The 22443-nt window shown below is 39.7% G+C and carries 18 protein-coding genes and 1 pseudogene; 14 read left to right on the forward strand and 5 right to left on the reverse strand.

Going from position 1 to position 22443, the window contains the following annotated elements; genetic code table 11:
- Positions 1-168 precede the first annotated feature (168 nt).
- The 5 genes from C7R91_RS21750 to C7R91_RS21765 all read left to right on the forward strand — a co-directional run bounded on the left by C7R91_RS21750 (position 169) and on the right by C7R91_RS21765 (position 7293).
- A complete protein-coding gene (locus tag C7R91_RS21750) occupies positions 169-1296 on the forward strand; it encodes a hypothetical protein (protein ID WP_047070257.1) in 1128 nt (375 codons plus the stop codon).
- A complete protein-coding gene (locus C7R91_RS29165; protein WP_047070256.1) occupies positions 1278-1787 on the forward strand; it encodes a three component ABC system middle component in 510 nt (169 codons plus the stop codon). Before C7R91_RS21750 ends, C7R91_RS29165 begins: the two co-directional genes overlap by 19 nt.
- Positions 1784-3715: a DUF3732 domain-containing protein gene (locus C7R91_RS21755; protein WP_047070255.1), complete on the forward strand. Its 1932-nt coding sequence runs from the start codon at positions 1784-1786 to the stop codon at positions 3713-3715. Before C7R91_RS29165 ends, C7R91_RS21755 begins: the two co-directional genes overlap by 4 nt.
- Before the next feature lie 642 nt (positions 3716-4357).
- Positions 4358-6517, forward strand: coding sequence for a DEAD/DEAH box helicase (locus C7R91_RS21760; protein ID WP_047070254.1), 2160 nt, complete (start codon positions 4358-4360; stop codon positions 6515-6517).
- 8 nt (positions 6518-6525) lie between these two features.
- Positions 6526-7293: a DUF2290 domain-containing protein gene (locus C7R91_RS21765; protein ID WP_047070253.1), complete on the forward strand. Its 768-nt coding sequence runs from the start codon at positions 6526-6528 to the stop codon at positions 7291-7293.
- 584 nt (positions 7294-7877) lie between these two features.
- On the opposite strand, the gene C7R91_RS21770 is transcribed toward C7R91_RS21765, so the two are convergent.
- From C7R91_RS21770 to C7R91_RS29790, 3 genes and pseudogenes are all read right to left on the reverse strand, one after another.
- Positions 7878-8468 (reverse strand): TetR/AcrR family transcriptional regulator, encoded by a 591-nt coding sequence (locus tag C7R91_RS21770; RefSeq protein WP_047070252.1) that lies wholly within the window; start codon positions 8466-8468, stop codon positions 7878-7880.
- A 21-nt stretch (positions 8469-8489) separates the two neighbouring features.
- Positions 8490-9065, reverse strand: coding sequence for an HD domain-containing protein (locus tag C7R91_RS21775; RefSeq protein WP_052773401.1), 576 nt, complete (start codon positions 9063-9065; stop codon positions 8490-8492).
- Positions 9066-9291: 226 nt separating this feature from the next.
- Positions 9292-9644 (reverse strand): annotated as a pseudogene (locus C7R91_RS29790) (IS4 family transposase); the annotation flags it as partial.
- A 372-nt stretch (positions 9645-10016) separates the two neighbouring features.
- Between C7R91_RS29790 and C7R91_RS21785 the strand changes: the two are divergent.
- From C7R91_RS21785 to C7R91_RS21815, 7 genes are all read left to right on the forward strand, one after another.
- Positions 10017-10535 carry an SRPBCC family protein gene (locus C7R91_RS21785; RefSeq protein ID WP_047070251.1) on the forward strand — a complete coding sequence of 173 codons (519 nt, stop codon included), beginning with the start codon at positions 10017-10019 and terminating at the stop codon, positions 10533-10535.
- Positions 10536-10818: 283 nt separating this feature from the next.
- Positions 10819-11646, forward strand: coding sequence for a helix-turn-helix transcriptional regulator (locus tag C7R91_RS21790; RefSeq protein WP_047070250.1), 828 nt, complete (start codon positions 10819-10821; stop codon positions 11644-11646).
- 87 nt (positions 11647-11733) lie between these two features.
- Entirely contained in the window at positions 11734-12717 is a 984-nt protein-coding gene (locus C7R91_RS21795) for an ABC transporter substrate-binding protein (RefSeq protein ID WP_047070249.1), read from the forward strand.
- A 29-nt stretch (positions 12718-12746) separates the two neighbouring features.
- Positions 12747-13085 carry a cupin domain-containing protein gene (locus C7R91_RS21800; protein ID WP_047070248.1) on the forward strand — a complete coding sequence of 113 codons (339 nt, stop codon included), beginning with the start codon at positions 12747-12749 and terminating at the stop codon, positions 13083-13085.
- Between the two features lie 287 nt (positions 13086-13372).
- Positions 13373-15046: a DUF6138 family protein gene (locus tag C7R91_RS21805; RefSeq protein WP_047070247.1), complete on the forward strand. Its 1674-nt coding sequence runs from the start codon at positions 13373-13375 to the stop codon at positions 15044-15046.
- 93 nt (positions 15047-15139) lie between these two features.
- Positions 15140-15637, forward strand: a complete 498-nt coding sequence (locus tag C7R91_RS21810; RefSeq protein ID WP_047070246.1) for an imm68 putative immunity domain-containing protein — start codon at positions 15140-15142, stop codon at positions 15635-15637.
- 83 nt (positions 15638-15720) lie between these two features.
- Positions 15721-16308: a uracil-DNA glycosylase gene (locus C7R91_RS21815; RefSeq protein ID WP_047070245.1), complete on the forward strand. Its 588-nt coding sequence runs from the start codon at positions 15721-15723 to the stop codon at positions 16306-16308.
- Between the two features lie 142 nt (positions 16309-16450).
- Here C7R91_RS21815 and C7R91_RS21820 read toward each other — a convergent pair whose 3' ends face one another.
- On the reverse strand, positions 16451-17494 hold the full coding sequence (locus C7R91_RS21820; protein ID WP_047070244.1) for a zinc-binding alcohol dehydrogenase family protein: 1044 nt from the start codon (positions 17492-17494) through the stop codon (positions 16451-16453).
- 126 nt (positions 17495-17620) lie between these two features.
- Here C7R91_RS21820 and C7R91_RS21825 point away from each other — a divergent pair, with 126 nt between their 5' ends.
- Both C7R91_RS21825 and C7R91_RS21830 read left to right on the forward strand, forming a co-directional pair.
- Positions 17621-17998 carry a winged helix-turn-helix transcriptional regulator gene (locus C7R91_RS21825; RefSeq protein ID WP_047070243.1) on the forward strand — a complete coding sequence of 126 codons (378 nt, stop codon included), beginning with the start codon at positions 17621-17623 and terminating at the stop codon, positions 17996-17998.
- A gap of 102 nt (positions 17999-18100) precedes the next feature.
- A complete protein-coding gene (locus C7R91_RS21830) occupies positions 18101-19234 on the forward strand; it encodes a response regulator (protein WP_236697869.1) in 1134 nt (377 codons plus the stop codon).
- A 17-nt stretch (positions 19235-19251) separates the two neighbouring features.
- On the opposite strand, the gene C7R91_RS21835 is transcribed toward C7R91_RS21830, so the two are convergent.
- Positions 19252-22326 (reverse strand): hybrid sensor histidine kinase/response regulator, encoded by a 3075-nt coding sequence (locus tag C7R91_RS21835; protein WP_047070241.1) that lies wholly within the window; start codon positions 22324-22326, stop codon positions 19252-19254.
- Between the last annotated feature and the right edge of the window lie 117 nt (positions 22327-22443).

Raw genomic sequence — 22443 nt, forward strand, 5'->3', positions numbered from 1 at the left:
CGCTACATGAATGAAGCCAATTGATCTTCTTGTAGGAGATATTTTTTATAGAGATAGTCTAGAAGACTCTTGTAGAAGATTGAATTAATCAGGGGGAACTAGAGGTAATTTCCAATAATATGTCGAACCTGTTATAAAGGCTAACTTCTTTTTAGAGGAGTGAACTCGTTGTTAGAGCAAAAAAACAATGACACTAAAACAAAATTAGGTGACATTTATCATTATTATATCGTTCTTCAACATTGTTTAGAGCTTCAAGAAAATGAAGTAATATTTGTTGAAAAGTATGGTGATATCTCTGTTGTATCAGATGATAACTCTAAGAATGTTGAAATAAAGCATCATGGTGGACAACATCACTTAAATAACCGTAATACAGATTTCTGGAATACACTTAGGAATTGGGTAAAATATCATCAAAACATGAGGCAATTTAAGAAGCTTATTTTATTTACTACTTCTGATTATTCTACAAAAAGTAGTTTAATGAATTGGAACGCTTCGAATGGCTTTGAGCGATTAAGGATTATTAAAGAGATTGGAGAAGATAAAAAATCAGCAGAAACAAGCTTCCGACCATTATTTGATGAGATTTTTTTATATGACGAACACATTATTCTTGAGGTGCTTGAAAAAGTTGAGTTGCATCTAAATCAAGTTAATATCACATCAATAGAAAAAAGCTTATTAAAAAGCCCATTTTTCAAGAGTATAAAAAGGCACGACAGACCCAATTTTATCATTTACCTAATGGGTTATATTCTAAGGTTGCCTGTTTCGGAGCCTCATAATTGGTCGATATCATGTGAGGAATTTGAATCGTTATCTTGTGAATTGCGGGATAGGTTCACTAGTACTTCATTACCCATGCAGTTACCACCTAACACACCAGAATTTCCAACCAATATGCAGGATTATCATGATAAAAGGTTCGTAAGAGAAATTAATGAAATACAATACAATTCAAAGGTTACATCAGCAATATCTAATTACTATAGAGCGCAGCAAACCATATATTATACATCTATTAACAATCCAATTTTCACTTTGGATTTAGGTGTTTTTAAACAAGAATTATCAGAAACATTAATGGAGAATAAATCATCATTGCTCGATAAATGTGATACAACCGATCCTGATGATATTATCAGTAAATCCAAAAAACACTATGATAAGGCAATGGAACTTCCAGCTACTAATTTCGGTACGATTAATCCTAATAGAGGCTATTTTCAAAAAGGCATTATCCATAAGATTGTTGAAGAAAGAGGACACTCATGGAACGTAACCAAATAGTACAACTAGATGGAGAGCAATACATTGACCATATTCAAAATATTTCCGTTAATCCCTTTTTTGCAAGTAGGTTAATTCATGCGTTTTATACCGGGTATAACCAGCCTGCTGCTCCTCTAAGTCTTATCTACATTATACTACCACTAATTTACTACCGCCCTTCAAGAAATCTATTAATAACAGCTAAGAACAGCAGCTCTTTACGGACTCTTTTTATTGATGATGCAGTTAAGGCTACTTCGCTTGGTGGGATACAAGAAAGATTATTGTATTTTGAGAGATATTCAAATCTTGGGCTTATTATTGCTGTGAATGAAGACAAACTCGACCTTACATCTGAAGGAATTACACTAAAGCGAAAAATTGATTATAAAGAGGTATTGAATAAAAGTGTTAAAGATTATATTCGGGCAGCACATTACTTAGGGCTATTATGCTCAAAAATGGAGTTAGCTAATATATTCCGAGTATTGGGGGTAACAGTTACTTGAATGCATTTATTAAATCTATAGTAGTTTTTAATGAAGATGGCGAAAAGCGTCATGTGGATTTAACAGATGGTTTAAATGTAATCACTGGTGACTCCAAGAGTGGCAAGAGTGCTTTGCTTGAAATTATAGATTATTGTTTTGGAAGTTCAAAATCTACCATACCGAAAGGTGAAGTAACAAAATTCAGTTCTCTTTATTCATTAATTATAAAATTTCCTCTGTATACCTTAATTATAGGCAGAAAACGGTTTGAGAATAATGGGCGGAGGCAAATGTATTTGTACAGAACCTCCGATGATATAATCCCAGCAGAACTGAATGTAAGTATATTTGAAGATGAAAATTTACTTAATCTAGAGCAAGCCAAATTAGAAATCGGATTAGCTTTCGGTGTAGTAATAGCTGATACTACAGATGATGTTAATGCAACAAAGAAAGAACCCCGTCCATCGGTGCGAAATATGACCTCTTATATGTTCCAACATCAAAACCTTGTTGCAAATAAATTCACCTTGTTTTACCGTTTTGAAGATTCAATTAAAAGAGATCAGGTAATAGGTCAATTTCCAATATTTGCGGGATGGGTAGATCAACAATACTATAATTATAAGATTGAACTAGATGAACTGTTAAAAAGGAAAAAACGAATTGAGAAATTTCAAGAATCATACAATCAAGCAATCGAAAAAGTTAAAGGAAAGCTGCTTAATACTTTTAAGAGATATTATATGTTGGTTGGAGAAAGGCTAGATGATAATATTTCTCTTCCAAGACTCCTAAGCTTAAGAAACCATCTCCCTGATTTCACTAGAGAAAGTTATCTTTCTGAGGAGAAAGAGCGTCGTTATAATGAACTGAAAAATCAGCGGGAGAACTTAAAACAGCAGAGGTACGATATTGAAGCATCCATTAGTAACTTAGAATTAAGTCACGGTTATGGAGAAAGCTATTCGTCTAACCTAAAGTCGTTGCAAGCAACTTTAAATCATTCTATGAATCACAATGATCATTATCATTGTCCTCTTTGTGGAAATGAAGTACCAGAAATCAATGCTAAGATTATCTCGCTACAGACTTCGAAGCAGTGGCTTAAAAAAGAGCTTGCAAGTGTGAAAGGGCATGGAAACGAGTTTTATTCACAGATTAATAAGTTAAATAGACAAAAAACTAGTATTAATGAAGCGATTAAAGAACTTAATGCTGAGATCACAAAAATTGAGAATATTACAGAGCGATTAAAAGAAACAAAGCGGTTAGATAATGAAGTTATATATGCGAGAGCTGCAATTGATCATGAATGTGACGCAATTGAGGAACAAATTCGTATTTTAAAAAACTCCAATGAAGGTTCGGATTCTAGGATCGAAGAACTTAACGCTTTAATCGACGGATATCATTTAGATGTTTACAAAGCCCAGGCTAAAACGTTTTTTAGGAAAAATATAAGCAGAATCATTGAAAAACTTGATTTTGAAGAAGAATTTAGACCAGCTGATGTGAATTTTCAATTAGAAACATTCGATTTGTATCATTATGAGAAAGATTCAAAATCAAGGGTTTATCTAAGCGAAATGGGGAGTGGAGCTAATTGGTTAGCATGCCATGTTAGTTTATTTTTAAGCTTCCTTCATTTTTTTGCAATTCAAGAAAAATCATCAATACCATCTATATTATTTTTAGACCAACCAAGTCAGGTTTATTTTCCTGAAAAAGCGTATGTAGATACGAAGGAAAAACCGCATGATTTCCAAAAGGTTGAACAAATCTACAAAACCATTTTGGAAGAAATAGATTTAATAGAGCAAACTGCTGGATTTAAACCTCAGGTCATTGTTACAGACCATGTCGGTGAACTAGATATAGAAGGATATGACTTCAAAGATTATCTCCGTAAGAATTGGAGAGGTAATGATAACAAGTTTATCTAACTATAGCTAGATTGGATTTGTGGAAGTCATGCGGCGTTAGTCAATTAACTATCAAATACAAAAAAATTAAATCCTCTTAATTTTTAAGGGGATTTAATTTTTGAAATATGGAATAACTCCTTACTTTAACCTGTTTAAAGGAAAAAACTTCACCAACTTGGATCGACTTTATTCTCCCACTCTTTTTTCCTCTGTTTTCTCTCCCATTCCCAAAACTGCTGTTTTTCTTTATTAGCTGCATCCTTATATTGCTTGTAATGACTTTGACTCATTTATATAGATATCTTTGGTTTCATATTAAGTAATTTCATAGCTTCTGTAGTTGTTATTATTCTGTTTACAACTATTGCTTGAAGGTGAGAGGGGGATTGGGTTTCTTTAAATATTCTGTAGTGGAGGTAAAGGGAAGCCCTATGTAGAAAAGATATACTATAACGTATTATTCGTGTCTATTGGATTGTTATTTCTGTAGGCATTTCCATCGACCTATTAATAAGTCTTTTTCAGACGTTACCTAAATTTATGCCAGTATGTATGTTATATTTAATGGAAACCTTAGTAAGGTCAAGTTATAAGCTAAAGACTTGATTTGGTGAATAAGATTGACAATATGACGATTGTCTTCGAAAGGGAGAAAAGCGTATGGAGTTGAAGGTTTACGATAAGTCAAGCTTTAATAATGATAAGTCTGCGAACTCTTTTTATACCTATATACAAAGCCAATTTGGTGACCGAGAAGGCTATTGTCTTTATAAAGAGCCGGACTATTATACAAATGCAGATATTCTCCCGACCTTTACGATAGTTGATAAAGATTATGGTGTAATAGTAATTAAAATATATGATCATTCATCGGATTCTCTAACGGAGATTAATGATAGATTTTGGGAAATTGATGGAGTAAAACATCATAGCGAAATAATACATTTCGAAGACTATTGCTATAAATTTGAAAATGATATAAACATGCCAACAAATGAAATATACTCTCAAATAGGTTTTTCAAAATTCATAGTGTTTCCCCAGATTAGTAAAGATGATATTAAAATTAATCTAAGAAGGAAGAATGTTAATATCTTATTCGAGGATTACAGAAGTTTTGATCTAAAGAAACATTTACATCCTGAAAAAATTGATGATGAAGATTGGAACAAATTAATAAGTGTAATTCAAAAAGCTAATGTGCTAAGTAAAGATGTAGGGTTTGCGCTTGAAAAACCCTTGACTAACTTAAGAGAAGCAATTGCCTTTAATAATCAAAAGATACATCAATTTGATGATACTCAGTTAGACGCAAGCTTAACAATAACGGACGAAGCTGAAAGAATAAGAGGACTAGCTGGTACTGGTAAAACAGTAATATTGGCAATAAAAGCAGCAAGATTACATCGGAAAAATCCAGATGCTAAAATTGTATATACATTTTCCACACATAGCTTGTATAACCAAGTAAGAAGACTTGTCTCCAAATATTACAAAAAAATTACAGGCGAAGAGCCAAATGATAATTTGAAAATTCTACATGCATGGGGCGGTAAAACAACAGGTGCAGGCTTGTATTATAATACATGTTTGAAGAATAATATAGTTGCTCACAGTGTCAACGACTTAAGATCATATGAAAATCCCTTCGCAGAGGCGTGTACCAGAGCTATTCATCACAATTTGATTGAAGAGTATGATTATATCTTAATTGATGAAGCACAGGATATGCCAATAGAATTTTTTAAACTAGTAGAAAAGATTACAAAAAAACCAAGTAAAATCATTTGGGCATATGATGAATTACAAACTACAAGTAATACAAGGATACCCGATACGAAAGAATTATACGGTGTCGACGAAGCAGGTAATCCTAAGGTACCATTGAGGGAAGAGTATGATTACATTTTAAAAAAATCATATAGAAACCATCAAAATGTCCTCATGCTTGCGTTTGCATTAGGCTTTGGATTGTATTCAAATGATGGGATTACTCAGATAATCAGGGACACTGAAACTTGGAACGCGCTAGGCTTTGATGTTAAGGATAATAGATTGGTTCCCGGTGAATATACTGAGATAAATAGACCTAAGGAAAATAGCCCAAACAACATTAATGAGCATTTTACGAAATTCGAAATAGTAAACTATCTAAATGCTGAAACAAAATCTCAAGAACTGCAAAACGTTGCAAATGAAATTATTAACCTAATAAAAGAAGAAAAAGTTAATCCACATGATATTATGGTTATTGATATGGGCAATAGACCCAAAAATAACCTTACCTATATTCAAAACATCCTTTATACGGAAGGAATCCCAAGTCTTATTCCCGGACTTGTTGATGGTGCAAAAGATTTTCTTATGGATGACTTTGTAACACTCACAACAGTTAGAAGGGCAAAAGGGAATGAAGTCCCGATTGTATTTGTTGTTGGTGCAGAGAAAATTTACGAGTATCGCAATGAGTATGAGAAAAGGATTCTCCGTAATATGATCTTTATTTCAACTACTCGTTCTAAAGGATGGCTTTTTATTAGCGCATCTGGTTCACATGCTAAAGCATTTGAAGAAGAGTATGGAAAGATTGTTTCTAGTATTCCCTACTACAAGTTCCCTTTCCCAACAAAAGAAATGTTGGAAAGAATTGAAAATCTGAATATGCTTTCAGTCAATAACAAGAAAGTAGAGGAACTGCAAAATGAAGCAGAAACTCTCGCAAAGATTGTTGAAAGTGGAAATCTAGGCATGCTGGAAATGTTTTTAGATGAGAAGACGAAGCAAAAAATACTTGAAGCTTTAACCAAAAGTAAGAAGTAGGAAAAATTATGAATATTATATACCAACAAATTGTCGATGATATAGATAAATGTATTCCTCTTCTGTTGAATCTAGGGTTAATAATTAACCCTAGATTCAACAAAGAAAAGCATTGTTCCTTCAGCAATATTGCAAGCAATCGAACCGATACGGGAATAGATACAGTAACTCCGTATGTAAATAAATTCCTCAGGCACATTGATCGTGGGGAATATCTTTTTATGCTATTTGATAAAAGTTTTATACAAATAAACTATGAATTTACAGTAATTGATAGTGAGGAAAAAGCTCGAAAGGGAAAAGAGAAAGTTGTTTCGAAAGCAAACCTAAGTTATTTCCCCAACCCTAGCTTGTCAACTGAGGACGTATTGGATAGTTTACAATCCCTAGAGGACGAAGAAGAGACAAATGATTTTTTGAATTTTTACTATGAATATAAAGAAGATTATCAGTATTCGTCTAATTATATGCGTTTAGACTATGACAATAGGAAAGAGAGTTTTACTGAGTTTATTCATCCACGTTGTCACCTTCATATAGGTATGAATAATAATTTCCGATTAGGTGTGAATAGAGTTCCCTTAGTATCTGAGTTTGTAGATTATGTTCTTTATACAAACTACATCGAGAAATGGGTGGAGTTACACTCAAAAGGAATAGAAGATTTTCCAAAGTATTTAATTGAGAAAGTGAAAAATAAAGAGGTCATTAGATTAACAGATAAAGAGATTTTATTAACGTCAAACGAACTTCTTCATTATTGCACACACATTTAAGATTAGACATACAAAATCGAACAACAAGAAGTAACTTTTTGAACTTTAACAAATGTAATCATATAAAGAATAAATTTCAAAAGGAAATAACCACTCCGATGATTTGGAGTGGCTTTGTCTTTATATGCAGATGTATATTTTATGGTTAAAGTGTACTTTGTGTTTAGGTACTATACGGTGAACCGTATCACAAGTGATGGTACACAAGATTAGGAAAGAAATTGTACTTGATAGTAGCTATGTCAGCAGATTAAGACGATAGTGTTAGTTGTCCGGCGAACAAAGTATATAAAATAAAGCTTTTGTTCGCCGCTGTTTTTGTTGAACTAGCGCTTTCCGTTACTTCAAAGGATTAGCTTTAAGTATTAGTTGTCACTAGCGAAGTTTGAGTTAAAAATCCCTTGGCTCCAGGATCGATAATATAGTTTTTTACAATGACGTAAAGGACCAATAACATACTGATTCCGACCAATAGTCGGTAACGTGATTTGGTGTTATTCAATGGATCGTAACCTTCTGTTTCAATTTTTGACAAGATGCTGTTCTTCCCGGGGTCAGCGCTCTTGTCAACTAAATGCAGAGGCTTAGGCTTCCAATGTCTTCAAAAAAGCAGATACATGATCTTTAATGTAATGAATATGCCGATTATCAGCTTCCAGTTTGCTCAACATAATCCCGCCTTCAAGCGCGGCCATAAGAAAAGAGGCTGCGCCATCTTGATCGATGCTCGATTTGAATTCCCCATTCGTTATGCCCTCATGCAAGATGTTCTTGATAAATGATATAAAGTCTCGCATGCGATTCTGGGTTTTCTCGCGCAGCAATGGATGCCCATCATCGTACTCAATGGCCGCGTTCATCACGGGGCAGCCTCCCACAAATGGAGGAGAGTCAACCACATTGCTGTACAGTTCAAACATACTGATCAGTTTTTCCATAGCAGATTGCCGAGAACTGACAGCTGCTACAAATTGCTCGAATACAGTGTCGGCGGCATATTCAAAGGCTTCCATCGCAATTTCATCCTTATTGACGAAATGTTTATAGATGCCCCCTTTCTGAATTCCCGTAGCATTTATGATTTCGTTGAGAGAGACACCAGCATATCCTTGAAGGTTAAAAAGCTCGGCTGATTTGCAAATGATGTGTCTTCGGGTTTGCTCACCTTTTTTCATATCCTTCACCTCCAGTTTGCATCATTCACTGAAATAGGAGTGATGTTTCGCTGCTTCGATAATTGGAATCAATTTCGTATCGTTTTTTTTCTGAAGTTGGTAAGTAAAATGCTCGATCATTTTTTGATTAATCCCGAGTCGTGGATAGTCTTCGATGATCTGCTGGAGAAGATCCTTTGGAAAAAGATCGACCCGAAAACCTGCATCAACCATAACCCCTAAATGTACCAGAGCAATCTCAGGTTGGTTTTTTTCTGCTTCGACCGTGGCGTGCAGTTCGACTGCTTTTTGTACGATTTCCGCTTTTTCGATTGGATAACCATGTTGAACCAAGAAATGGCAAGCCGCCTCTCCGCCCTCGATTTCAAAAGTACGCTCTCTGTCTGCAAATGGTTCAGTCAAGCCCAAGTCATGCATGATGGCACCTAGATATAGCAATTCCATGTCAATGTTCAGATCATTCTTCTGAGCGATCATATATCCAAAAGCATATGTTCTCATCAAATGATTGAATAGTGTTTGGGTTGAAAGTTCCCGCACATAATGAGTGGCATCAACCGACAGCTTGCTTTCTGGAACAATAAACAGTGAAGTCATGTATTACTCTCCTTTGTGTTAGAAAAATGTGTGCTTCTATGCTAACGTAAAAAGATACCGATCGGTCTCTTTTTACGTTAGCATACTTCTATTTCGTTTTCAATAGTTGCTGCCGCTAGCATCAATATTGCCGCCATACGCGTTAACTCTCGCTTACGTAATCATAATTTTCTTGCTGCAGCCAGCTATCATGCAACCATTTCTCAGTAACTCAAACTTCGCAGCTTTAAATAGGCAGATAAGCCTTGAGATAACTTGGCAAACCGGCAATCCATTGTTGAAGTTGACTTTGGATCAGTTTTGTAAGCTTCTTGTTAGCCTTTGTGGTTACTTCATTGATCAATTCAGAAGTTATTGCAAGGCTACCACCCAATATAAGGCGCTAACTTCATCGCAAAGCAAATAAAACAAACCTCCGAGTGTACGGTGGTAGATACTTTGTCGATGAAGCTATGCAAGCAGAATGTATCTGGAAAATACGATTGTCGTATGACTGACGAGCAGATTGTATGAAAGTCTTTGAAACTCCTTTTGCAAGCTTAACAAGGATTTAGCGCACTTAAAGAAGACTCCAGAATCGATGATCACACCAGCATTTCTTCCATCCCAAGACCCTCCCGGATTTGATCGGAAACAGTTTCATGAGGTGGCTCAATGCAGAAGCATTATATTTATATTGCAGTCATCAAACATCTATCTGGTCTTACTGTTACATGCTATGCGGTGAGCCGTATCATAAGTAACGGCAAGTATTTACAAGCATTAACAAAGTAGTTGCCTTGAACTAAAGTTCGTAATGATTAGATTTATATATTTAACTGGGTGGGTATGTTTAAAGGTATTAACTTTGTTTAATAATATTGGCGGTGTCAGTAATCGCGGCTGGGCACGGCATCTCGTCCAAGCACTTATATAAATTAAAAGTGAATACTGATTGATGGAGGAATCGATATGACGCCCAACTCGGAAAGCAAAGAGTTAGTAATAACGCGTGAGATTCATGCGCCACGCGAACTTGTATTCCAAGTATGGACTGAAGCAGAGCACCTGAAGCACTGGTGGGGGCCGAAAGGGTTTGAAATAAGTGTAAAGCATCTCGATTTTCGTGAGGGCGGATTTTTCCACTACAGTATGCAAGCTCCTGGTGGCAGTCAAATGTGGGGTAAATTTGTGTACCAGGAGATCAAGGCTCCCGAGAAGATTGTCTGGATCAACTGCTTTTCGGATGAGGCAGGAAACATTGTCAGGTCTCCATTCAGTGACTTGATCCCGCTCGAAATCCGAAATAAGGTAACGATGATCGATAATAATGGTACAACCCAAATAACCCTTTGCAGCCGACCGATCAATGCTACTGAAGAAGAGCGCAACTTCTTTGAGGGGATGTTCGATTCCATGAAGCAGGGCTTCGGGGGGACCTTTGATCAGCTTGAACAATATTTGTCGGAGGGGAGAAATAAAACTAGCTAAAGCGTCCAATCGGACGTCTTTTTTTTGTCCAAAGTTTAAGACTCAATGAGACTATTGCCCCTCTATTTTTGAGAATATCCTGATCTGATGCCGTTACCCGCTGTTTGAATATTAGCGGGTGCGGCATTTCTATTGTCCTAATATACCGAGAGTGATAATCGTTATCAATAATGGTAAAATAAACGAGAGCCCTCATCTGCTTCTGATCAAGAAGCTGCACAGGATGTACAACGATCGATCTTACGTATTACTGGCAAACGACTATTGAAATGAGGTATGCAACGTGAAAATCGATGTTAATCAGTTAGCGGAGCATTTGGCACACATTCCTTTTCAAGTAGAAGGAGTATATCGATATGCGAAAAATCCAGGTGTACCTTACGCTGAATATACAGATTCTTTTCCGGGGTTTGTGTTTCCACTTAAAGGGAAGGTACAATTTCAATTTAATGGAACGCCTTATATCTTTTCGCCAGGAAAAGTTGTGCATGGCGGTGCAAGAATGAAACTAGCTCAAAAAATGTTCGGTAACACAAACTGGGAATATATCCTTGTTTTATACCGGATATATAACTCAGAACTAGAAGAGACAAGCTTTTCCCATCAGCATTTTGAATTATCAACGGGTCAATCTCCTCGTCTGATTGAATTAATTATGCGCCTTTGGCATGTGTATAATCAGCCTGGTGGCATTTCGATGTTTCAGACCGAAATGCTGTTTCGTGATGTACTGAATGAAACCTTATTATGTGTTGTGAATAGGCAGAATAGCTGTGAATCACAAACTTTGTTCGAACGGGTATCTCATTATATTCATGAATACTATGATCAAAGCCTTACAATAGCATCGCTTGCAGAACAATATAACGTGAATCGAAATCGACTGTCTTATGTATTTAGAAGACACGCAGGTATGGGACCAGCGGAATACATATTAAAACATCGTATAAACGTGGCGCAAGAGATGCTATTTACAAGTGATGCGTCTGTACAACAAATTGCGCAAACGGTTGGAATTGCTGACCCGTTTTATTTTAGTAGAGTGTTCAAGAAACAACATGGTATCTCTCCTACTGAATATCGAGAGAAGTTCATCAATAATCCATGCTAATTTCAACAGGCATCCATTCTCATCTGAAAATTCCTTTTCTATACTAATGGCAAACGAAAGATAACATGATGTTGGAGGAATTTTCGTATGCAAAAAATGAAAGGCCTGCTAATCTCCATCCTATTAGTAGCAGGCATACTGGCAGGTTGTAATGAAACACCTGCTGAAAATAAAGGATCAACGACAGAAGGCGCATCTACAACAGCAGGTAAGGTAGATACAACTGAATGGCCAAGAACATTTAAGGATGCCTTAGGTAAAGAAATTGTTATTGAGAAAAAACCAGAGAATATTGCTTCATTATGGTATTTTTATCCTGAAATACTAGTTGCATTAGGTGAGTCGCCTGCTGCTTCTACTGAAAAAGAGTATCTATCTTCTTTAACCTATTTAAAAGGAAAGCTGGATTCTGCTGATGAATTAGGAGAAAAATTATCACCTAATATTGAAAAAATCCTATCGATAGAGCCTGACATTATTTTAGCAACTGAGAATCATGAAAAAATGTATGATTCACTAGGAAAGATTGCGCCAGTCATTACGTTAAAATCCAAGGACATCTATGACGATTGGCAATATGGACTCCGTACAGTAGCCGAGATTATTGGAAAAGAAGATGAAGCGGAAAAAGTCATTGAAAAAATGATGAAAGAAATTACAACTGGGCGCGAAGCATTAAAGTCGATTGAAGGAGAGTCAGTAGCTCTTATATTGTCGTGGGATGGAAAAACGTTTAATGTCCTAGGTGAAGGAAATCCGGTCTATATACTTGCGTTTGATAAAGAGAAGGGACTGGGACTTACACCAGACCATATATTTAAAGGTACGACTAATAAATTTACTACGTTTGAAGGAATATCAACTGTTGAAGCAGACCATATTTTCCTTATCGGTGACATTACCAAAAAGGAAAAATTAATGAATGACTTAAAACAAAGCAATGTGTGGAATAATCTCAATGCCGTTAAGAAAGGAAATGTTCATTTAATGGATACGTCCGCTATTACTGGTGGCCCATTAGCTATCGAATATGCTTTACAAAATATAACAAGTGCCTTGCGTAAGCTCTAAAAAGTCGAGAAAAATGAGGAGGGATTCACATGCATTACCAAGCTATTAATCTTAATGAGAAGCTATCTACATTCAACGATCTCTGGTCTCCGAAAGTCGTTGCTGAAATAAATGACTATCAATTTAAGCTCATTAAGATTGCTGGGGATTTTATGTGGCACGGGCATCAAGGGACGGATAAGGTATTTATTGTGCTCGAAGGTGAGATGTTCATTGCTTTTCGTGATGGCCAAGTGAAAATTTCCAAGGGTGAGATGTTTATTGTCCCGGGGGGAGCCGATCATAAGCCTTTCGCCGAAAAGGAATGCCATATCATGCTGGTGGAGCCTAGAGGCGTAATAAACACTGGCGGTACTGAGTCCGAATGAACAGCAGCCAATGCGAAAACTCTATTCATAGACACACAGCTAAAACTACTTTTGCTGGTATGAGATGTTCTGTGGCAGCTCCTTCTTACTTTTCGCCGATAGATCCGTTAAGGTGAGCCTTATCATATGTCAGATAAACTAAAGGGAGAACGGCCATATGGCGTTCTCCCTTTTGCTATTAAGCTTTAGCCCACCTCAGCCAGAGGCATACAATTCCAACAAAGTTTCCCATTCTCATAGTATGATTATATTGAGCTAAGATCGAACACGCAAAAAGGCGGGAGACAATGAACGAATTACAAAAAGAAGCGCTGGAAGAGATGAAAACGGCGATTCATAAATGGTTTGACGAACAGGAAACTCGAAAGAACGCAGGAGAAGTGGTCTTACGCACCACGCTGCAAGTAGGCATCTTTAACTTTGTCCAGCTGGATTATCGACCGGGCAGGACTAGGGTTGAAACTTCGAAGTCTGCGGGGAGTGCCGCAGGCAAAAAGTCGATGAAAGCCTCACCCTTTACGCGGGAGCAGATATTGTATGAGGTTCAGCCCCTGCTGGTGGAAATCGTAAGGGAGAGGCTGGACAAGCTGGAAACGTCGCCGTTGATCAACTACCGTTTTACCTTCCAAGGAACCTTCGCAACGGTGGACGGGCTGGTGGAATTAACGGTGCTGGAAACTGAATATGAAGAGAAAAAGCGGCAGCTTCTGGAGCGAATTCAGTCCTATATCGAGGAAAAGCTGGAGAAGGGCTCTAACCCGACAAACAGGCTGGAAACCTTCTTTTTGGCGCGTCATCTGCTGGATCCGCATTTGTTCCCCGAACCGGAAGCAGCAAAGACGATAGCTTTATTTGACCGGATTCAGGAGTTGAATAAAGGACAGGTTGAGGCTCTCGCGGAGCATCGAAGAGATATCATTTGGGCTTTGACCGACTGGGTCGAGAATGTATTTTTGCCGCGTTACTATGATGTCACCCGTTCCGAATACAGGAACAATGAGTATATGATCAAGCCGGATGCTGTTCTCGAGAATAAGGATGAGCCGAATCAGCCTATCGACCTTCTGTTGTACGGAGCGGTAATGATTATTCGTTACGGGCCGGACTTCAACAAAAATATGGGCCAGACTTTTCTGGAGCTGGCGAAGCAGCTTGGCAGCGGTAAAGCCGCGCGTATGCTGAAGGAGGGCAGTGACAGCTTCTCGCAAGAAGACGTCCATTTGCGCCATGAATTGGTCGAATGCAAAGCTAACGATGTTTTTTCCCTTTTCACAATCGTTATTCGCAAGGAAGAAGCCGGGGCGTATGAACGGGCGATTTCGTTTATTCTCTCCCTGCTCCGAAAGGACTTCCCGAAAAGCTACAAAATCAAGTTAAAATCCAGCGTGAAGGAGTATTTGCCCATCAAGGGGCTAGCCAAATCGGACACGCACCGTTTTTTTGCGAATGCTCTGGCTTATTCCGAGCTGCATCCTTTATTGGAGGAATACGCTCGTGAGGCGATGGAAGAGTATGAATGGTACGAGGATACAGATAGCGAAAGAAGCGTAATGCCGGGCAGTTATGCTGTGTTCGGGCTGGGGCTTTCGGCTGAGCGGTATTTTCCGCTTGTTGAAGCTTACATGGACCTTGTAGATGATGAGCATCAGCTGGTGCATGACAAGTTTACAGCCGTTTTTGCCGAAACCTATGGCATAACGGAACGCTCGACTCCCACCTTGATCGCCTGCCTGCTGCGCTCCCACGACTCGCTAAAGCTGAAGATTCAGCCGGAGCTGGAAAGCGATGACAAGCTGTCGCTATTCGTACAGCAAATAGAGACGCTGTCGGATGACGAGGTCGAGCGGGTACTGTACCCGATCTGGGGCAAGGTTGAGAAGCTGGCTGCATTGGCTCGCAAGGCGCAGGGGCCGCGCAAGGAGCTGATAATTCGTCTGCAAAAGGCGGCAGGTATAGCCTGATGGTGGCTCGGTGAAAGCGGCATTGATAAGTATGCTTTTGAGTGAAACGATCTTATTTTCATAATTACGCTTATAAGAAAGTGGGAGAAGAACATGTACATAAGCAAATGGTGGGGAGATTTAATTGGCGGTTCTGATGATTCGCTGGCATTAGTAGACTATTTGGAACAATTGGACTCAACGAATGTGACGCTCAATCAGATTTTAAAGGACTTGGGTCTGGATGTTCTGCTTTCCGAGGGAGACTTGAAAAGCGGCGGAAGTATTGGATTTGATATAAAAAATGCGAACGGCACGTTTCGAGCAGAACTTGATATTGCCTGCTCAGCTCTAATCGATCTTTCAGCCATTGTGTTGGAGTCTCAAAAATCAGGTTATGTCGATTTGCATGATTTGGATGAGGATAGGCAGCCGCGCAAACTTTATATAGATGCCTCCGAAGAAAAAAGGAACCTGCTTCGGGATGAATTGTACAAGTTTTCCCGTGATCCGCTGGCTTACGAATTAGCCGAGCTTGTTCCGGCCGATGATATGAGAGAGCTTGCGGAAAAGGCAAAAATGATCGCAGATGAGCTGGCACCGTTAAGCTGAGCCTTAAATAAGGGCAAGTTTTTGTTTTGGGTGGGCATAATAGATTCATTGTCTGTGAAAGGAAGGAGCTGCACGACAGGAAAATGGATCATCCCTATGTAATCTTACCTGAAGAACTAGCTCCCAATGGTATAGAGCATTGTGAAATTTGCGAACTATCCAAGCAGCGGAATCGTGTCATCTGGGGTGAAGGAAATCCGAAGGCTCCACTTATGATGGTTCTGGATAATCCCGGAGCCCGGGAGGATCGGGAAGGAAATTCGTTTCTATGCGGTACCCGAGAAACACTCCAATTCGGCATGAGAGAGGCGGGGATAGATGTAAACGATGTTTATGTCACCTATTTGCTAAAATGCCGACCGATGCGTGCCTACAATAAACCCGAGGCTAGAGCGGCGTGTCTCCCTCATCTACAGCTGCAGCTCTTTCAGAAGCAGCCGCTTGTATTATTTGGATTTGGTAATGTCGTAGCGGAAGCAATATTCACAGAAAAGGAGAGCATCAGTGTCAAGGAATTACGAGGCAGCTGGTATGAGTTTCAGGGTACACCCGTCAGCTTCACCTATCATCCGCTTGCAGTAAGAAGACGACCTAATCTACTTAGGTTCTTCGTAGAAGATTTGAAAGCTTTGAAGGAGAAGTGGAAGGAGATTCAACACGGCAGGATATAGATTGACGAATTGCCGTATCACAAGTAAAGGAAGGTTTTTACCGTTGTATTCAAAAAGGCCCCATAGTAGCAAGGGGCCTTAGCGTTGTTTATTCACATTACTGCTTTTTGGAACCAAACGTGCCTACTTCGTCTTCGTCGTATCAGAAGTTCTCTAAAACAATTTTTCCAATGGTCCGTCCAGATTCCAACTTCTCATGCGCGAAACGTAGGTTTGCTGCATTGATAGGCTCCAGTCGTTCGGTCAGCGTAGTCTTAATTTTTCCATCATCGATTAAGTCGGCCAGCTCATTCAACAATTCATGTTGTTTGATCATGTCATTGGTTTGAAGCAAGGACCGTGTAAACATGAACTCCCATACAAACGTTACACTTTTAGAAAACAGCAAGTCCATTTTCAAGCTCCCTGCCCAGGTAGCCTTATTTGCAGGAACGATAGCGCAAATTTTACCTTGGGGGACAATGACTTCCGCCATATTTTCAAGATGTTGAACAGTATCATTCAAGCAAAGGATATAATCTACGGTGTCAATACCAACTTCCTTGAGTTGAGGGAGAAAAGGGTTGTTGTGGTTTATGATAAAATCCGCACCGAGACCTCTAGCCCATTGAATTGATTCTGGACGTGAAGCAGTACCGATGACGGTCAAACCTGCTAATTTTGCAAGTTGAATAGCAATCGATCCTACTCCTCCAGCTGCACCGATAATCAGTATGGTTTTGTTTTTACCTGAATTTACGTTAATTCCTAAACGATCAAAAAGGCCCTCCCATGCAGTTATCGAGGTTAGCGGTAAAGCGGCAGCGGCAGCGAAATCCAAACTTCTCGGCATATTTCCCACAATTCGTTCATCAACCAAGTGAAATTCACTGTTACTGCCTGGTCGAGACACACTGCCTGCATAATAGACCTTGTCCCCGGGTTTAAATATTTGGCAGTCAGGGCCGACTTGTTCTACGATTCCAGCGGTATCCCAACCAAGAATTTTCGGTGAATCGGCTTCGTAGTTATGACTTTCGCGGACGCCTACGTCTGCAGGGTTGACGGAGATTGCTTTTACACGTACAAGCAAATCGCGGCCTGTAGGTTCCGGTTTATCCAAGTGCAGATCAACAAGGCTTTCCGGATTGGATATAGGGAGGTACTGGTAAGCACCGACAGCTTTCATCTTTTGGTGAGTATTCATGTGTATTCATCCTTTCTCAATAGGAAATGTTGTACAGTTGCATTGTAAATCGATTCAATTACTTTAAGTAAGTACGCATATTTTTATGGTATAGTATTAAAAATCAAACCATTGGGGGATAAGCTGATGGGAGACCGAAGAAATAAATATGGAGTGAGTCCGGATATGCAAGCATGTCCGGTTGAAACAACGCTGGATGTTATAGGTGGAAAGTGGAAGGGGATCATTCTCTATCAGCTCCTGAACGGAACGAGAAGATTCAATGAATTCAGGCGCCTCAATCCGGGAATCACGCAGTTTATGCTCACCTTGCAGTTAAGAGAGCTTGAACGGGATGGCATCATTCATCGTGAAATATATAAAGAGGTTCCTCCAAGAGTGGAATACTCCCTTACTGATTTCGGAAGGACTCTGGAACCGGTCATTATGTCAATGAAAGTATGGGGCGAGTCTTATAAAATGCGGCTTAATGAAAATCCAACGATACAAGAGGAAGAAAGTTAAAGGCAAGCTAAGCAGTAACCTAAGCAGTGGAGCGGGAAGGTTTGAGTAAATGTTCAGGGAGGGAATAGTTTAGTAAATAGATAGAATATTAAAGTGGGGAACATGATGAAAGCGATCTTAATCGACGATGAAGAGTTAGCATTAAATTATTTGGAGCATCAGTTATTAAATATCGGCGATTTTGAAATTGTTGGCAAGTTTACAGATCCGATGATCGGCAAACGAGAGATTGAAAAAAATGAGATTGATATTGTCTTTTTGGATATTCAAATACCAAAGCTAAACGGTATCGAGTTGGCCGAACAGCTTTTGGAAGTGAAACCTCAATTACAAATAGTTTTCGTCACCGCATATGAGAGATATGCAATTAAAGCATTTGAGCTGAACGCCCTTGACTATGTCTTAAAACCTGTTGGCAAGCAACGTCTGCAAAATACAATGAAACGAATTCAATCGATGATGGAGGAACATACGACCTTCTCCCTTCAGAAATCGGAGAATTTACAAATGAGTCTGTTTCAACAAGTAACGATTGTAGACGGAGGCCAGGAAATCCCACTTCGTTGGCGAACTGCCAAGGTGCAGCAGTTGTTCTTATATTTGGTTCAACACAGGGGAACAGCGGTTAATAAAACGGCGATCATTGAGTTGCTCTGGCCAGAGCTTGAACCGGAAAAAGCCTATCATCAATTGTATACGGCTATCTATCATATTCGCAAAACATTGGCACCAATTAGTAAATATTTCCAAATCAACAATACATCAGAAGGGTATAAGGTAAGACTAGAACAAACCATCTTGGATGTGGATCAGTTTGAGAGGTTTTTTCGTTCAGACTTATCCTTATCTGCGGAGACGATTGGTGAGTATGAACAAGCCATAGCTTTGTATAAAGGAGATTATTTGCAAGAGCATCATTACATATGGGCAGAAAGCGAGCGTCAAAGATTACAACTGCAATGGGTGCAAACCGCCGTGAAAATGGTGGATTGGTATTACGCCAATGGTGAATGGGACAAAGCCATTACGCTATGTTTGGACATTTGTCAGCGTAATCCGCTCGAGGAAGAAGCTTATTTTTTCCTTATGAAAATATTTGCTGACATGGGAAGGCACTCCTCGGTTCACAAGCAATATGATCAATTAACGAGTGTGTTGTGGAACGAATTGCAAGAACAGCCTAATCCGGCTATTACAGAATGGTATCAACTTTGGAAGCAGAAAAATAAGGAATAAACCAAGTGGCTTATTCCTTATTTTGGGATTCTGAAAGTGACGATCGTGCCTTGTTCAGGTGAGCTGTCAATCATTAATCCCTGGTTATATAGTTGTTTTAGTCGCCGTTCAATATTTCGCAGGCCTACGCTTGCTCTTTTTTTGCCATGCCTTGTTTGGCTGAAAAGATGATTCATATCTTCCTCTGTTATCCCTTCGCCATCGTCTTGGATCGAAACTTCGAAATACTCCTCTTTGTCTTTGATGTGAATCCAGAGTGTTCCCCCATTTGTGCGTTGCATTAAGCCGTGTTTGATTGCATTTTCGACTAGCGGTTGTATGGATAAGGGTGGTAAGCAAAAATCGAGATCAGGGTCCAGATCCCATTCCACTTGCAATCGATCGCCAAATCGTTGCTTCTCGATATACAAATAAGATCGAACAAGATCAAGTTCATCGTGAAGCGAAATAACGGGTTCAGAATTATGAAAGTCGAAGCTCAAACGCAAATAGTTGCTAAACTCTTCAAGCAGTGCCTGCATTTTCGTGAAGTCCTCGAGTCCCAAGGCGGCAATTGAGTTTAATGCGTTAAATAAAAAATGAGGTTCAATTTGTGATTGTAACCATGCTCCTTCCATACGCAAACGTTCATCGAAGGATATTTTAAACTCTGTTAAGGCTTTTACTCTCGCCTTTAATTCCCAAGCATCGACGGGTTTCTTAACATAGTCGTTCGCGCCTGCTTGAAAGCCGGCTACAATATCCTGGGAACGATTGCGCGCGGTCAAGAGCAGGACAGGCAGTTCTAAAACAGAGAATCGTTCCCGGATGATGCGTGTTAGTTCATAGCCGGATACATGAGGCATCATGACATCTGAGATGACCAGATCCACCGGTTTGCGTTCCAGTATGGACAGGGCTTGCTGAGCGCTGGTTGCCGTACTTACTTCATATTGATCTGATTCAAGCATTTTGCGAAGGATGTTCAGGTTAATACTGTCGTCATCCACAACGATAATTTTTGCTTTTCTATTCATAGAAGAAACCGTTTCTGTCGGCGCAGCGATTCGATCAGTCGTTGCAGCGGCCATTTCTAGCGAAGTCTGCATCCATGTCTGAGCGCTGCTTTCTTCTATTGGAACGGAATCAGTAGCTAGTGGGAGTGTAAAAGTAAAGGCAGAGCCTTTTCCCAGGGTGGACTGAACCGATAGAGTACCGCCGTGCAGCTCAACCAACTGTTTGGAAATATGTAAGCCAAGCCCGAATCCGCCACTTGCTCTGATTGAATTCAGTTCCGCTTGTTCGTAAGGTTGAAAAATGGTTTGCAGAGCCTTTTCCTCGATGCCAACCCCAGTATCCTCTACTTGGATATGCGCAAATCCGTTAGACGTTGTCGCGCGAATCGTGATGGTTCCTTCATCTGTAAATTTAATCGCATTATGCACCAAATTAAAAAGAATTTGAATCAGCCGGTTTTCATCTCCCCGAACAGAAGGAAACGAATCGTCTATATCCACTTTTAAAGCAATCGGTTTTCCGTCCAGCATCAGTTTCGCCATATCGAAAACACCAGCGAAGATTGACTGCAGGTTTAATTTTTTCTCATGAAGGCGAATGGTGTTCTCCTTTAATCGGGTTACGTCCAGCAAATCATCTAGCATGAGCGTTAGACGCCTGCTGACATGCAGGAGAATATCCAGACGCTTTTTGTGTTCTTCATGTAGGGGCGTATTTGTATCCTCGATAATGGCTTGTGTGATATTGATGATGCCATGTAATGGGTTTCTCAGTTCATGAGAAGTATTCACCAAAAACTCGTCCTTGCGCTTATCCTCTTGCTGTAATTTCTCAGCAAGATGCTTCGTTTCGGTCGTTGCCCGGAAAAATCGTCTAAACCAATATGCCGCAAAAGCAAGTACGGCAAAGATCAGATCGAAGGGGTAGTGAACAAATTCTATGCCTTTTATGGCATAAGTAATCGTCCAGATCACATTCACCCCTACAAACAAGCAAGCTAGCAGGAGAAATATAATGTCTTCCTTGTCCCGAATGGCTTTCCAGAGTATGTAGGCAGAAATAATGACGGATAGGAGCATCACGACAGAGAGCATTCTGCTCACCGCTAGGATAGTTCCAGCAGGTACGAAGAGGATGAACATGGCGTATAAGCTGCACAAGCCACCGAACCCTTGTAAAATCCTTCTGTTTAGATAAGCAGGAAGCAGATGATGAAACAAGGCAGGTATGAAGGCGACCGCACCAACATAGACGAGATACGTCAACTTAACTGTCCAATCATAGTCGAACTGCAACCAGACAAATAGTAACTTGTCATCGGCTGTTACCACAGTCAATATTCCACAAATCATGACCAAAGAGAAATATACCAAGCCTTTATTTCTGGCACCCAAGAAGTACAGGAGCAAGGCATATAAGCTATGGATCAGAAACACGACGAGTAATAATAGCTGCAAACTGATGGAGAGGATCGTCCGCATCTGTACAGCTTCTATCGTACCGAAGCGAATGGGTTTTGTGATTCCCCCTGCTCCGGCATCATTGGAAACATGGATAAGCAACTCTATTTGGCCTTGTTCTGGTGTCAGTTTGACAGTATACGGAATATTGCGTGCTTGATGCTCTATGAAGCTGGTTGCCGGTTGTCCCACCTGGGAGACTAATTTCCCATTGGCATAGACGGCCGAGGCAGTTCGAAGCTCATTGATCCTGAAACCAAGTGTCTGTTCCTGTTCCGGATCAAGCAAGATGCGTAGTCGATATGTGCCGAAGTGGAAGGAGTCCGGTATCCCCTGCTCATCAACAAATGCCTCATCCCACCGCTTGGGCACTTGGAGGTATGTCTGTCCCTCAGGTTTCTTCAGGCCGTTTCCCTCTATGAACTGAGAAGGGAAGAACTCCCACTCCCCATCCAACCGTAATGTTTGGTATCCCGAGAATTCCCACCCACGTAAATCAAGCACCCCTTGTACAGCGACTGGTTTTTCCGCGTAGTCAAAGGTGGTAAGAAAACTCATCCAGAGTAAGCGAACGGCTGTTACCACTAGTAGAGCAATAACGATCATTTTCGTCCATTTCCAGGCGACTGTTTTCATATCAATGATTACCCTCAATGAATAGTAGTAAGAAGATTGTTAGTTCCCAAATCCGAAAAATATCATTTTTCTCATAATGAATACTCTTCGACAAGATTGTCAGGACACCTCTTATAA

It is taken from the genome of Brevibacillus formosus (genome assembly GCF_003013405.1).
GTDB classification, from domain to species: domain Bacteria; phylum Bacillota; class Bacilli; order Brevibacillales; family Brevibacillaceae; genus Brevibacillus; species Brevibacillus formosus.

Excerpts from the sequence above, each read along its gene's own strand:
- C7R91_RS21785 (WP_047070251.1), top strand. The coding sequence starts at position 10,017 with ATGACGCCCAACTCGGAAAGCAAAGAGTTAGTAATAACGCGTGAGATT.
- C7R91_RS21795 (WP_047070249.1), top strand. The coding sequence starts at position 11,734 with ATGCAAAAAATGAAAGGCCTGCTAATCTCCATCCTATTAGTAGCAGGC.
- C7R91_RS21830 (WP_236697869.1), top strand. The coding sequence starts at position 18,101 with ATGATGAAAGCGATCTTAATCGACGATGAAGAGTTAGCATTAAATTAT.
- C7R91_RS21820 (WP_047070244.1), bottom strand. The coding sequence starts at position 17,494 with ATGAATACTCACCAAAAGATGAAAGCTGTCGGTGCTTACCAGTACCTC.
- C7R91_RS21825 (WP_047070243.1), top strand. The coding sequence starts at position 17,621 with ATGGGAGACCGAAGAAATAAATATGGAGTGAGTCCGGATATGCAAGCA.
- C7R91_RS21815 (WP_047070245.1), top strand. The coding sequence starts at position 15,721 with ATGGATCATCCCTATGTAATCTTACCTGAAGAACTAGCTCCCAATGGT.
- C7R91_RS21810 (WP_047070246.1), top strand. The coding sequence starts at position 15,140 with ATGTACATAAGCAAATGGTGGGGAGATTTAATTGGCGGTTCTGATGAT.
- C7R91_RS21775 (WP_052773401.1), bottom strand. The coding sequence starts at position 9,065 with ATGACTTCACTGTTTATTGTTCCAGAAAGCAAGCTGTCGGTTGATGCC.
- C7R91_RS21805 (WP_047070247.1), top strand. The coding sequence starts at position 13,373 with ATGAACGAATTACAAAAAGAAGCGCTGGAAGAGATGAAAACGGCGATT.
- C7R91_RS21770 (WP_047070252.1), bottom strand. The coding sequence starts at position 8,468 with ATGAAAAAAGGTGAGCAAACCCGAAGACACATCATTTGCAAATCAGCC.
- C7R91_RS21800 (WP_047070248.1), top strand. The coding sequence starts at position 12,747 with ATGCATTACCAAGCTATTAATCTTAATGAGAAGCTATCTACATTCAAC.
- C7R91_RS21760 (WP_047070254.1), top strand. The coding sequence starts at position 4,358 with ATGGAGTTGAAGGTTTACGATAAGTCAAGCTTTAATAATGATAAGTCT.
- C7R91_RS29165 (WP_047070256.1), top strand. The coding sequence starts at position 1,278 with ATGGAACGTAACCAAATAGTACAACTAGATGGAGAGCAATACATTGAC.
- C7R91_RS21765 (WP_047070253.1), top strand. The coding sequence starts at position 6,526 with ATGAATATTATATACCAACAAATTGTCGATGATATAGATAAATGTATT.
- C7R91_RS21835 (WP_047070241.1), bottom strand. The coding sequence starts at position 22,326 with ATGAAAACAGTCGCCTGGAAATGGACGAAAATGATCGTTATTGCTCTA.